Annotated in this window: 12 protein-coding genes and 1 pseudogene; 6 read left to right on the top strand and 7 right to left on the bottom strand. The window is 46.7% G+C overall.

Features of this window, described 5'->3' with window-relative positions:
- Window positions 1-15: 15 nt before the first annotated feature.
- Window positions 16-927 (bottom strand): type II secretion system protein GspC, encoded by a 912-nt coding sequence (gene gspC, locus FJQ87_RS00785; protein WP_140930068.1) that lies wholly within the window; start codon window positions 925-927, stop codon window positions 16-18.
- 277 nt (window positions 928-1,204) lie between these two features.
- On the opposite strand from gspC, the gene hslR reads away from it, so the two are divergent.
- The 4 genes from hslR to FJQ87_RS00805 all read left to right on the top strand — a co-directional run bounded on the left by hslR (window position 1,205) and on the right by FJQ87_RS00805 (window position 6,181).
- Window positions 1,205-1,594: a ribosome-associated heat shock protein Hsp15 gene (gene hslR, locus FJQ87_RS00790; RefSeq protein ID WP_140930069.1), complete on the top strand. Its 390-nt coding sequence runs from the start codon at window positions 1,205-1,207 to the stop codon at window positions 1,592-1,594.
- 12 nt (window positions 1,595-1,606) lie between these two features.
- The gene (gene hslO, locus FJQ87_RS00795) at window positions 1,607-2,464 is read left to right on the top strand and encodes an Hsp33 family molecular chaperone HslO (RefSeq protein ID WP_140930070.1); all 858 of its coding nucleotides are present in this window, start codon (window positions 1,607-1,609) and stop codon (window positions 2,462-2,464) included.
- Window positions 2,465-2,684: 220 nt separating this feature from the next.
- Window positions 2,685-4,229, top strand: coding sequence for a phosphoenolpyruvate carboxykinase (locus FJQ87_RS00800; protein WP_140930071.1), 1,545 nt, complete (start codon window positions 2,685-2,687; stop codon window positions 4,227-4,229).
- Between the two features lie 131 nt (window positions 4,230-4,360).
- Entirely contained in the window at window positions 4,361-6,181 is a 1,821-nt protein-coding gene (locus FJQ87_RS00805; RefSeq protein ID WP_140930072.1) for a M14 family metallopeptidase, read from the top strand.
- Window positions 6,182-6,322: 141 nt separating this feature from the next.
- Here the strand turns inward: FJQ87_RS00805 and FJQ87_RS00810 are convergent.
- Window positions 6,323-6,604: pseudogene (locus FJQ87_RS00810) on the bottom strand (GIY-YIG nuclease family protein); the annotation flags it as partial.
- Window positions 6,605-6,924: 320 nt separating this feature from the next.
- Complete coding sequence (gene ftnA, locus FJQ87_RS00815; RefSeq protein ID WP_140930074.1) at window positions 6,925-7,452, bottom strand: non-heme ferritin; 528 nt, start codon at window positions 7,450-7,452, stop codon at window positions 6,925-6,927.
- A 237-nt stretch (window positions 7,453-7,689) separates the two neighbouring features.
- Here ftnA and moeA point away from each other — a divergent pair, with 237 nt between their 5' ends.
- Window positions 7,690-8,934: a molybdopterin molybdotransferase MoeA gene (moeA, locus tag FJQ87_RS00820; RefSeq protein WP_140930075.1), complete on the top strand. Its 1,245-nt coding sequence runs from the start codon at window positions 7,690-7,692 to the stop codon at window positions 8,932-8,934.
- A 5-nt stretch (window positions 8,935-8,939) separates the two neighbouring features.
- Window positions 8,940-9,704 (top strand): molybdopterin-synthase adenylyltransferase MoeB, encoded by a 765-nt coding sequence (moeB, locus tag FJQ87_RS00825; RefSeq protein ID WP_140930076.1) that lies wholly within the window; start codon window positions 8,940-8,942, stop codon window positions 9,702-9,704.
- A 58-nt stretch (window positions 9,705-9,762) separates the two neighbouring features.
- Here the strand turns inward: moeB and FJQ87_RS00830 are convergent, their stop codons facing one another.
- The 4 genes from FJQ87_RS00830 to FJQ87_RS00845 all read right to left on the bottom strand — a co-directional run bounded on the left by FJQ87_RS00830 (window position 9,763) and on the right by FJQ87_RS00845 (window position 13,052).
- Complete coding sequence (locus tag FJQ87_RS00830) at window positions 9,763-10,437, bottom strand: TIGR01621 family pseudouridine synthase (RefSeq protein WP_140930077.1); 675 nt, start codon at window positions 10,435-10,437, stop codon at window positions 9,763-9,765.
- 14 nt (window positions 10,438-10,451) lie between these two features.
- Complete coding sequence (locus tag FJQ87_RS00835; protein WP_140933922.1) at window positions 10,452-11,708, bottom strand: HAMP domain-containing sensor histidine kinase; 1,257 nt, start codon at window positions 11,706-11,708, stop codon at window positions 10,452-10,454.
- Between the two features lie 123 nt (window positions 11,709-11,831).
- On the bottom strand, window positions 11,832-12,509 hold the full coding sequence (locus FJQ87_RS00840; protein ID WP_140930078.1) for a response regulator transcription factor: 678 nt from the start codon (window positions 12,507-12,509) through the stop codon (window positions 11,832-11,834).
- Window positions 12,510-12,518: 9 nt separating this feature from the next.
- Entirely contained in the window at window positions 12,519-13,052 is a 534-nt protein-coding gene (locus FJQ87_RS00845; RefSeq protein WP_140930079.1) for a PepSY domain-containing protein, read from the bottom strand.
- Between the last annotated feature and the right edge of the window lie 50 nt (window positions 13,053-13,102).

Genomic DNA, 13,102 nt, shown 5'->3' on the forward strand with positions numbered 1-13,102 from the left:
CCCCTAAAACGTGTGTCATTGCGGCAGGCTAAAGGATATTTCGATCAGTTGCCCTTGGCGTTCAACCATCACAGACACATTGGTCAACTCAGGTAGCTGGGCCATCAATTCGATTGATTGGGTCATGTCAGTTAAGTCAAACCCATTGATTGTTTTTGCTAAATCATTGCCTTGAAAACCGGCGCTAGTAAATAGTTGTGGATCTTTGCCAGGGTTCAGGCGATATCCCATTAATTCATCATTTTTTCGCACTGGAGAAATGGCAATGTAGTCGGTGATTTTGCCGGGATTAGCGAGCACGTCATCACGGGTCGCTTTTAGCTCAGAAGCTAATTGGGCATCATTGCTTTTATCTTGTTTAATCGGAGTTTGCCGTTTAGTGGCAACAGGTAAACTAGCATTGCTGGCTGGAGTATAGCTTAAGCCATCAAGCATTAAGGTTTCGTAGCGACCACCATTGGTAATGATGATCCTATCGGCATAGACCTCTTTGAGTGAGGCGGAAGTACCATCTATCTTGTCGCCTATGCTGTAGGTATCTTGATTACCCCGAGATTCAATGACAGCTAAACCATTTTGCAACTCGGTTGATGCCACTACGCCAGTTAACTGAATCGATAAATTGGTTTTTGGCGCATCTATCACCTTGGCGGTTTCTACGACTTTGGGCTTTTCTGCCTTAGCATTGAGTTGACCAAATAAATTTAACTGCTCCAAGGCACTGATATCATGCTGAGATTGGGCGCTAGCCGTGCTGACTGGCTGAGGTTGCCATAGGATGACTTGCTCTTGGGTTGGCATGAGCTTCCAACTGAGCTGGGCACTAATATAAGCAATAACGGCCAGCAGTAACCACAGCAAAGCCTGATTTAACTTACTGATAGGTAAGGCAGTTAATTTTCCCAATAAACGTTCGAGTAGTGTCATTATCACCGGACCCTAGCTAGGCCTCTATTGTCAATTACATTGATGCATGGCATGCCATGCTACCTGAGCCCTACCCGTGCAACAAGTAGTTAACATGGGGGCTGTTGGCGCGTTGGGGTAAATATGATAACTTTCGCGCCAGCGACGTTTGCTATGGCAGTATACTGGCAAACCCGTCGTAAGTCCTTGAACTAGTGTACATGCTATTTCAAATGATGAAATTCCCGCCGTAATCTGCCAGAATACCCGCACCAAGAGGCCTTGTTTGGAGGCACGAATGTCGGAGCAAGATTCCTCTGTTAGACTCGATAAATGGCTGTGGGCCGCCCGTTTTTATAAAACTCGAGCGCTCGCCAAAGAGATGATTAACAGTGGTAAAGTACATTACAACGGCCAGCGCCCCAAATCCAGTAAGAATGCTGAGATTGGAGCCTTGATCAGATTACGGCAAGGCTTTGATATCAAAGAAGTCGTAATAGTTCAATTATCAGGGATCCGCAAAAGCGCCGTCCTTGCCAGTGAGCTTTATCAAGAAACGGCTGAAAGCCAGGTAAAGGCTAAAGCTAACGCAGAAGCAAGACGCTTAAATATCTTGCATAATCCTGCGCCAGATACCAAACCAGACAAGAAACAACGCCGCCAATTGCAGCGTTTTAGAGATGTATAGAAGCGAGATCCAATGACTCAAGATACCTTATACCGCTATTTGTTTGACAATGCGGATGTACGCGGCGAGCTGGTACAGTTGCAAGATACTTATCAAAACATCTTGTCGACTCACGAGTACCCACAAGTACTGCAACAACTGATTGGTGAATTAGTGGCGGCCACATCACTATTAACGGCCACCCTTAAGTTTGAAGGTGACATAGGCATACAGTTACAAGGCAATGGCCCGGTTTCTATGGCCGTAGTTAATGCCAATCACCAGCAAGAATTACGCGGCGTAGCGCGCTGGGATGGCGAGCTTGCAGATGATGCCAGCTTAGAGCAATTATTTGGTCAAGGTTACATGGTTATCACCTTAACCCCGACTCACGGTGAGCGCTATCAAGGCGTAGTGGCCTTAGATAAGCCGAACTTAGCTGCGTGTTTAGAAGAGTACTTTGCGCAATCTGAGCAGCTGCCAACCGCGATTTGGTTATTTACCAGCGCGAGCCACGCCGCCGGCATTATGCTGCAAGTATTGCCATCAGAGACTGATGAAAATACTATGTTTGAGCATTTATGCCAGCTCACTGCCACGATTAAGGCCGATGAAATTCTGCATTTAGATGCCGAAGAAGTACTGCACCGCTTATATCATCAAGAACAAGTACGCTTGTTTGATCCTGTGGCTGTCAGCTTTAAATGCACTTGTTCACGCGAGCGCAGCGCCAATGCCATTCGTACCATAGAACAAAGTGAAATTAACGAGATAGTTAATGACATAGGTTATGTGGAGCTGGGCTGCGAGTACTGCAACAGCCAGTACCGATTTGATGCCATTGATGTTGCGGGTATTTACTCCAACCACAGTGCGCCCAACGTGCAATAACAGCGAGAACCCCATCCTAAAACACGCCTCGATTGGCGTGTTTTTTTATGTCTAAAATTGGTAAGACCCTTTGACATCGCGGTTTTATTTGGATTTATTTCAAACAGCCCCTCCCACTTCACACCCACAGCGAGTTACACTAAACAAACAAAATAGTTACAAAACTGAAATTAATTCGGCGCAGACCGAACCACTCTTAGCCAATAACGGAGACCTTATCATGGCGGCATGTGTACCCCGCGTGTATACCAATCTTGGAATAGCCGAGCTTGTCGAACTTTCTCTTGCCAAGGGAGAAGGCCAACTCACAGCCAATGGCGCATTAGTCGCGACTACAGGTGTAAGAACCGGTCGCTCCCCCAATGATCGCTTTATCGTCAAGGATGCCGATAGCCAAGCCAACATAGATTGGGGCAAAGTAAACCGCCCATTCGATGCCAGCGCTTTCCATGCGCTATGGCAAGAAGTTGAAACCTATCTCAGTGATAAAGACACCTTTGTGTCTGAGTTTGAAGTCGGCGCCGATGCTGAGCACTATCTGCCAGTGCGAGTCACCACAGAATATGCTTGGCATCTGTTATTTGCGCGCAACCTGTTTATTGTTCCCGAGCATTTTAATCAAGCCAATAAGCCGCAATGGCAAATCCTTAATGCGCCTGGTTTTGTCTGCGATCCTAGCCGTCATGGCACCAATTCTGAAGCCTGTGTGATTTTAAACTTTGCTGAGCGCAAGGTGTTATTAGCGGGTTTGCAATATGCCGGTGAAATGAAAAAATCCATGTTCTCAGTGCAAAACTACTTACTGCCAGCCAAAGGCGTACTGCCAATGCACTGCTCGGCTAACGTAGGTGAAGCTGGCGATACCACCTTATTCTTTGGATTATCTGGTACCGGCAAAACCACACTGTCTGCCGATCCTAGTCGCTTCTTAATCGGTGATGATGAACACGGCTGGGCTCAAGGCGGCGTGTTTAACATTGAAGGCGGTTGCTACGCTAAGTGTGTCGATTTAAGCCAGAAGAACGAGCCGGTGATTTGGGATGCCATTCGCTTTGGCTGCGTACTGGAAAACGTAGTGTTAGACGCAAAGCGCGTACCTGATTTTACTGACATTAGCCTCACTGAAAATACCCGCGCCGCTTATCCGCTGGAGCATATTGCTAGACGCCAATTAGAAAATCGCGGCGCCGAGCCTAAGTCAGTAGTGTTTTTAACCTGCGATGTCTCAGGGGTATTGCCACCCGTGTCCTTGTTATCTAAAGAGCAAGCGGCTTATCACTTCTTATCTGACTATACCGCCAAAGTGGGTTCAACTGAAATGGGATCATCAGCGGCCATTGAATCAACCTTCTCCACTTGTTTTGGCGCGCCATTCTTCCCACGCCCTGCCGGCGTGTATGCTGAATTACTGATGAAGCGCATTGAGTCGTTTGGCAGCCAAGTGTACTTAGTCAATACTGGCTGGACTGGTGGCCCATATGGCATAGGTAAGCGTTTTGATATCCCAACCACCCGCGCTGTGATTGATGCCATAGTCCAAGGTAAGCTAGTGGGCGCGGCGACTGAGCATTTAGCCACTCTTAATCTTAATATTCCGCTGGCCGTGCCTGGGGTCGATAGCAAGTTACTTAACCCTATCAATACTTGGCAAGATAAGGCGGCCTATCAACAATATGCCACTAAGTTAGCGCAAGATTTCAATGCTAACTTTGAAAAATACCAAGTGCCTGATTCTATTCGCAGCGCAGGCCCCAAGGTCAGTTAATCTCAGCCAGTGACAGCTGCCAAGGGTTAAGCTTTATGCTCAGCAGCTAACACCACCCAAGGAGGGCTAATGCCCTCCTTGCTTTTATGTGCCAGAATGGCTGCAAATAATTATAGGTGCAGAGATAGAGCATGTTTAGGTTAGTTATGAAGTCCACCTTGGCGGTAAGCTTATTCTTTGCCAACGCGTGTGTTGCGGCCACTGATTTTGCGCATTTAAGTCAAACCCACGAATTATTACCACCAACAACGCCTTGGCAAGGCAGTAGCGAATCCTTATTCCAACCCCAGCACCCCTTAGCCACGGCCTTTGAGCTTAGCCAAGGGTTAACCAGCCCAAACTATCAACAGACTATGGCTTACTTAGATAAGTTAATGGCGCAATCATCCCAAATTAACAAGATGAGCTTAGGTAAAAGCCCGCAGGGGCGCGATATCTGGATGTATGTAGTCTCTAAGGAGGGCGCTGATAATGCCGCCGCCCTAAGGTCCAATCGCAAACCTAGCCTGTTAGTGCAAGCTGGCATTCACTCAGGGGAAATTGACGGTAAAGATGCGGGCATGATGTTAATTCGAGACATAATCACAGGCGCGAAGGCGCACCTGCTCGATAACGCCAATTTGCTATTTATTCCCATATTTAATGTCGATGGCCATGAACGCCAAGGGCAATTTAATCGCGTTAATCAGCGCGGCCCTGAGATTAGCGGTTGGCGCACTACGGCTCAAAATCTCAATTTAAACCGCGACTACGCCAAGAGCGACAGCGCTGAAATGCAGGCGTTATTGCCAGCCATTCATCTGTGGCAACCGTCGTTATATTTAGATGTGCATGTCACTGATGGTATCGACTATCAATATGACATCACCTTTGGCTATAACCTCAAACAAGGCTTAAGCCCAAGCATTAATACTTGGTTTGATAGTGAATATCGCCCGGCGGTGGAGATGAGCCTCAGCCAACATGGCCACATTCCAGGCCCCTTAGTCTTTGCCATTGATAACCGAGATATCAGCCAAGGCATGAGCCACTGGAATCCAGAGCCTAGATTTTCAAATGGTTATGGTGATGCGCGCCATTTGCCTACTGTATTAGTCGAAAACCACAGCTTAAAGCCTTATCGCCAGCGGGTATTAGGCACCTATGTGCTGTTAGAGCAAAGTTTGCAGACCTTAGCCGCTAAGCAAGCCTCACTGAAAGCTGCCATCACTAAAGATCAGAACCGTTACCCAAGCTTAGTGACCTTAAGTTGGATTGATGAAGCGCAGCCACAGAGTTGGGATTTTAAAGGCATAGATTATCGAGTTGAAACCAGCACAATTAGCGGTGATAAAGTGGTGCGCTGGACGGGCGAGCCCAAGCTTTATGAGAACCTTAAGCTCATCGGTAATACTCGCAGCGATAAACAAACTCGGCGACCATCGGCCTATTATGTGTTGCCGCAGTGGACCGAAGTCATAGCTAGACTGCAAATTCATGGCATCGATATGAGCCCACTCATGGGTGAAAGCAAACTCAAATTGCAGCAATACACTTTTACTAGTCGCCAATTTGGCGATAAAGATTATGAAGGCCGGCAACGAGTTAGCACTACCAGTCGCTTAAATGACATTAATGCGACTCTGCCTAAAGGCACAATGAAGATTAGTACTCGCCAGCCACTTGGCGATTTAGCGATATTACTGCTGGAACCCGACTCCCCAGATTCGTTATTGCAATGGGGGCTCTTTAATCCGATTTTTACTCGCACTGAATATATGGAAGATTATGCCGTCGAGCCATTAGCCCAGCAAATGCTCAAAGATAATCCGCAGTTACAAAAAGAATTTGATGCTGCGCTGCAAGATAAAGCGTTTGCGGCCGACCCTAAGGCGCGGCTTGCTTGGTTTTATGAGCGCAGCCCTTATGCTGATGCCCACTATCAAGTGTACCCAGTGTTACGAGCTAAATAGCCTAACTGCCAAATAGTGGCGCAGACATTTGATTAGATGCTTTTAAATCAAAGCATTAATGAAGGGCAAACGCTGCGCCACATGCAGCCATCAGTGATGGTAACAAGACAATGAAGCAACGAATGAGACAACCAGAGACGGCTAACCATGGCTGATTAAAGAGACGGCAGAATTGAGGGCGCTATCAATTAACGCTAACTTTTGCTGACGTTTAAGCTTTTTAACGGCGATTTCGCGGCGCAGCGCATCGCCATGGCTGCCGACCACTTCTTGATAAACTAAGGTCAGCGGCCCTTTACCACGCAGAAAGCGCGCCGTTTTTGGGGAGTTAGCTTGATGCTCACTGAACCTGCGCGCGACATCGAGCGTGATGCCAGTGTAAAGCTGACCAGCATGGCACTGCACTATGTATAAATACCACATTCGAGCCTGAGTTTCAGCGCCCATGCATTTCTTCCTTAACTATCCGTATGCTATTAATAAGCTTTAACTTTCTCACTCGCACCTCTTAGCCATACTAGCGCTATCAACTGGCCCATAGCACTGGTGCAAGCCATAACGGCCTATTCCATAAAAGCTTATAGATTAAAGCAAATACTTAAATAGCTAATACATGGCAAAGTTTGGCTAAGCATAGTAACGGCGCACTTACTGCGAATGCGAGGTTAAGGATTTTACACTGGGTATTGTTGGCTTTAAATAAACAAAGAGCCTAGTTTAGGCTCTTTGTTATGGATTTAAGCTTAAGTCGCTGCTGGACTCATGATGCTCGCGCTTGCTTGGGTTGCCATTGCATCGAGCTCTTTATCAATGAAGAATAAGGCTTTGCCGTCTTCACCCACTAAAATGATGCGATCGACAATCGATTTAAACAGCTTTTCTTCTTCGTGCTGCTCGGCCACATACCACTGTAAAAAGTGGAAGGTGGAGTAGTCTTGGGTCATAAAGGCCGTATGTGCTAACTCGTTAATCTTGCGGGTAATTAACTGTTCATGCTCTAAAGTTTGCTGCATTAATTGCAGTAGCGACTGGTAGTGATGGGCAGGAGCGGCAATGGCGCCAATTAACGGTACGCCTCCAGTTTCACTCACATAAGTAAACAAGCGGCGCATGTGCTGCATTTCTTCATCAGCATGGCTGCGCATAAATTTGGCGGCGCCTTCAAAGCCCTTGTCTTCGCACCAGGCGCTCATCTGTAAATACAAATTAGAGGAATAAAATTCCATGTTAATTTGCTCATTTAACTTGTCGATCATTGCACTTGCTAACATAACACTTCCCTTTAACGACACAGATTCTTGTGCGTTATTGTGCCAACCTAAGCTCAAATTGCAACCACTGATAAAATTAACATATTGATTTAAAATAATAATTAATCTTATTCGCCGCTAACCATTAATACGATTGGTTTAAGTGCACACTTTTCACGGATATCTGCGCACAATTCATGATCATCCTTGGCTACCGTGGCATAATATTGCCAATTTTTACAGCCCAGAGAACTTCCTATGTCAAGCCGCCATGACCCATGTAGCCAACCAGGTTTGCTTCATCCTGACGCCGCAATTCCTTTATTGCTGGAACAAGTCAATGCTATTACTGCAACCGAAGTGGTATTACTGCCTCAGGCCTTAGGTCGGGTACTGGCTGAAGATCTGGTTTCTGCCATTGATTTGCCTCCATTTGCTAATTCCGCTATGGATGGCTTTGCCTTTCGCCATCAAGACTGGCAGGCAGGCCAAGCTCTGACCTTAATCGGGCAATCATTTGCAGGCCACCCTTACCTTGGCGATTATCAGCCCGGCACTTGTATCCGCATTATGACTGGCGCGCCAGTGCCTGCGGGTTACGATAGTGTGCAGATGCAAGAACTCGCGCAAGTCAATGGCGACCAAGTGCTACTTGAGGCGGTTAAGGAGTTAGGCGAAAACGTGCGCCAGCGCGGTGAAGAACTCAGCCAAGGCACTAAAGTTTTACATAAAGGCTGCCACATAGGCCCCGCCGAAATGGGCGTGCTCGCGACCATAGGGATTGCTCAGCTTAAAGTGCTGCGCCGCCTTAACGTGGCGTTTTTCTCTACTGGCGATGAGCTTATGCCTGTGGGTAGTGAGTTAGGTCATGGTCAAATTTATGATTCTAATCGTTATTCTCTGCAAGGCTTACTGAGCCGCGCCGGTGTTGACGTTATTGATTTGGGCGTGATTAAAGATGATCCAGAAGCCATTCGCGAAGCCTTTATCAATGCGGCTAGCAAGGCAGATTTAGTGTTAACCTCAGGCGGCGTGTCTGTGGGGGAAGCCGATTACACTAAGCAAATTTTGGATGAAGAAGGCCAAATCACTTTCTGGAAACTCGCCATTAAACCCGGCAAGCCTTTTGCCTTTGGTCATATTGCCAAAGCGATTTTTTGCGGGCTGCCAGGTAATCCTGTGTCTTCCATGGTGACTTTTTACAAGATAGTGGTGCCTATTCTCAATAAATTACAAGGCTTACCACAAACGCCACCAGTGCGAATTAAGGCCACGCTGCAACAAGCGATTCGCAAGCAAGCGGGACGAGTTGAATATCAGCGCGGTATTTTAAGCACTAGCGCCGATGGTGTTGCCAAGGTTGCCACCACTGGCAGCCAAGGCTCAGGCATGCTCACCTCTATGACCCTTGCCAACTGCTTTATAGTGCTTGAGCAAATGCAAGGGGACACGCCAGCGGGCAGTGAAGTGTTAGTTGAGCCTTTTAATTACCTATTGGATTAATCCCTATGTCGCACTCTGAAGAAATCCTTAGCGATGCTGAAATGCTAAGGTATAGCCGCCAAATTTCGATTAAATCGATTGATCTTGATGGCCAAGAAAAGATCAAGCAAGCCAAGGTGTTGATGATAGGCGCAGGCGGTTTAGGCTGCACGGCCAGCCAATACTTAGTGGTTGCTGGCATTGGCGAGCTCACCTTAGTGGATTTTGATACGGTTGAGCTATCAAACTTACAACGCCAAGTGCTGCATCAAGACCACAACATTGGCCAAGCCAAGGTGGATTCTGCCAAGCAAAGCTTAGAGCAACTCAATCCTTATACGCGCATAGTGACAATGCAAGCCGTTCTCGATGATGAGCAAATGCAGCAACTGATAGCTGAGCACGACATAGTGGTGGATTGCACCGATAATGTGGCGGTACGCGAGCAATTAAACCTCGGCTGCTATCGTCATAAAGTGCCGTTGGTGTCAGCCGCCGCGATTCGCATGGAAGGCTTAATCACAGTCTTTGACTATCAAGACCATACACCATGCTATCAGTGCTTTAGCCAGTTGTTTGGCGAGCAGCAATTAACGTGTGTGGAATCAGGCATATTAGCCCCTGTGGTTGGCCTAGTGGGCTGCCTACAAGCCACTGAAACCATTAAGCTGATTACCGGCATAGGTCGCAGCTTAAGTGGCCGCCTGTTAATGATAGATACCATGACCATGGAATTTAGAGAAATGAAATTACTGGCGCAGCCCAATTGCCCAGTATGTGGTTTGCACTAACTGCCAAGTTTGATGACCAAACTTCCATTAAAAAACCGCCATTAGGCGGTTTTTTTAACTACTTATGCTTTGGCCAGCTTAACGCCTCAGGCACTTGCCATGGGGTTAACACTGGAGTTAGCACTTCTTCGCTAAACCACTCGCCACTTGTGGGCAGCGCGGCAAACTGACAATCGCGGCCATTAAAACAAAAGCGCAATTGCCAAGCGTGTAAGTAACCGCGGTCACTATCATCGCCGCCATAAAGCTTATCCCCTAAAATGGGCACAGCTAATGAGGCTAAAGCCACGCGCAATTGATGGGTCTTGCCACTTAAGGGCTTAAGCAAATACAGCCGCTTACCTGAGACTAAAGATTGCGAGAAAAATTGGGTAATTGCTGGGTTTTCTTTGGTGCGCAATAACTTGTATTGGCTGCGGCGCGATTTGGCCATATCACCAATCACACTGCCCTGCTTTTTCACTGGCTTGCTACCGGCGATGGCTAGGTAGTATTTCTGCACTTGATGCTGACTAAAAAGCTCACCAAATTGCTGCGCAGCCAGCAATGTCTTAGCAAAAATCAATAAACCTGAGGTAATGGTATCGAGCCGATGGACTGGATATAAGTCCATGCCCAAATCCAAGGCTAATTGCGCGGCAACGCCAGCATGGCCGTCTTGAGAGTGAAAATGTACGCCTGCGGCTTTATTGATCACCACAAACTCTGGCTCATTGGCCACGATTTGATACATAACTGTCTTAGTCGTTAAAATCGAATGCTTACTATCAAGCCGGGATGGTTGTCAGTGAGTTCGATAATGGCATGGTGGCGCGATAGTATCGCTTTTACCATCGACAGTCCAAGACCAGTGCCAGCATGATGTCGACTTGGGTCTAAGCGCACTAAGCGATCAAACACTTTATCTTTGGCTTCATCAGGAATGCCTGGGCCGTTATCGCAAATTTGGATAAGATTGCCTTGCTGAATAATTTCAATGCGCGCGCCATCACCAGCATATTTAATGGCATTATCGACCAAGTTAAATAAAGCAGTAAATAGCAGGTATTTATCAGCCTTAATGCTGTAATCATCGCCGCCAATAAAACTTAAGGTTTGATCTCTATCTTCTGCCACGGCTTGCGCCATATCGAGCAAATCGGCGCATAACTCATGCAAGTTTAATGGCTGCAATTCTAGTTGCTGCTGGCCTTCTTCAATGCGGGTGATAGATAACATGGCATTGAACGTGGCTAAACAGTTATCTAATTCTTCCAGCAATATGGCGCTGTCTTCCGCGATATTATTAGTGTCTGTCGTCGCTAACTTCTCAATCCCTATGCGGATATGAGATAGCGGCGTGCGTAGGTCGTGGGCGATATTATCTGTCACCCCTCGCACTGCCAACAAGTTGCGCTCAAAGGCATCGAGCACAGTATTAAACTGATTAGCTAATACATCAATTTCATCGCACTGCCGGCTAATAGGTAAGCGCTTATCATACTGACCTTGCTGGATTTTCTGGCTGATTTTATTGTATTGCACTAAGCGCATGAGTAAGGCTTTAGAGAATAAATAGCCAGCGGCCAAGGTTACGACAATCGTAAACATTACAGCCCAAGTGGCGGCATTTAAAAACTTATTGATTAAGGTCGCCAACTGGTCGGTGCGGCTCGCAATCAAGACATCGCCATAGCGCGTATTAAGCAAACCACCGCGATAGAGATTCAGCTTTTCATGGCCTAAGGTCAAGATAGGAAACTCGCGGGTTTCGGGCAGAAAAGGTAAGTGTTCCGGCAAAAATGATAAAGCGCCGCGCGTAACATCACCGTCTTCCCACGCCACTAAAATGCCATTGGGATCGGGCGCACTCACTTGAATCGCAAAGTTTTGGCGATTCACAGTATCAGCCAATTCTTGATAGCGCTGATACTCACTTTGGAGGTGAAATTCCAACTGATGTTGCTGCTCTATCACCAGTTGGCGATACAGCGAAAATAACAAGGTGCCAATAATGATCGTCACAAGCGAAGTAAATATGATGGTAATTCGCCACACACTACTGTGGTAAGGACGGATATTTTTCATGTCACCCAGTTATCTTTTAATGATGATTCAAACAAGAAGCGGCCGAAGCCGCAACCAAGCTTAATGGCGATGACGTAAGCGATAACCGGCGCCACGCACAGTTTCAATCAACTCGCCATGGCCGTATTCTTCAAACTTACGACGCAGCTTAGCAATATGTACATCAATCACATTGGTGCGCGGATCGAAGTGATAATCCCATACTGCTTCAAACAATAAGGTGCGGCTAATCACTTGATTAACATGCTCCATCAGATACTTAAGCAACTGAAACTCTTTTGGTTGCAGCATCAACTCATTGCCATCTAAGGTCACTTGGCGAGTCAGCAATTCCATTTCTAATGGGCCGACTTTCAAATCTGTCATCACTTGAATGGTTTGACCGCGTTGCATCAACTTTTCGGCGCGCACTAACAGCTCAGAGAAGGCAAATGGCTTAGTCATGTAATCATCGCCGCCGGCACGCAGGCCTTTAACGCGCTCATCTACATGGCTTAGTGCCGACAAAATCAGCACAGGAGTTTGACTGCCAGTCGCACGCAGCGCGGCTAACAGTTTCAGACCGTCAAGTTGCGGCAACATGCGGTCTAACAAAATAAGTTCATAATGGCCTGTGGTTGCCATTAATAACCCCTGATGGCCATCAGACGCAGTTTCGATATTGTAACCTTGCTCCTGAAACCCTTTGACTATGTAATCTAGGGTGGTGGCATCATCTTCTACTAATAATATTTTCATGCAAATTCCTCAGTGCCGGGTCAGTAATGGGATTGGCTGCATTCGATCGATATCAAATGCCTGCGTCTGCGCCTTACTGCCATTTAAAATAGTAAATTCGAGATAATTAATGCCAAGATCATTATCAAGCTTCATGTAGATCAACTTACCAGTATTTTTACCTATGGCTGAAGTGAGTAACTGCTTCATTTTATGGTTGCTAGCAACCAGTGAATTGGCCGCTCGGTATTCCGCCATATCTTTTGCTTGTAGTTTACTGGTGAATTTATGCAGCACTTGGCCAGTTTCGGCATTAACAACAAATTCTGTGTGTGATTTATCTTTGGTATCAACTAGCTCAATCTGGTAAACCAAACCCTTATCTTCAAGGCGGGTCTCAAACTCAGACACCACCCCTGGGGATAATTGCGCGACCTCAGCTATCACATTTAATGGTGCGCGCACGTCACTCTGATTCAGTGACTTATATAAATTAGCATCGGCTAGCGCGCCTAAACTCAATGTGGGTAATAGCAAGCCTAAGCCATAAAGCCAAGGTTTCATGGTCTCTCCGATTGTCGAGCTAAATAGTCTCAATCCAGAATATCTGAATT

The sequence above is a fragment of the Shewanella sp. SNU WT4 genome, assembly GCF_006494715.1.
In the GTDB taxonomy this organism is placed as follows: Bacteria; Pseudomonadota; Gammaproteobacteria; order Enterobacterales; family Shewanellaceae; genus Shewanella.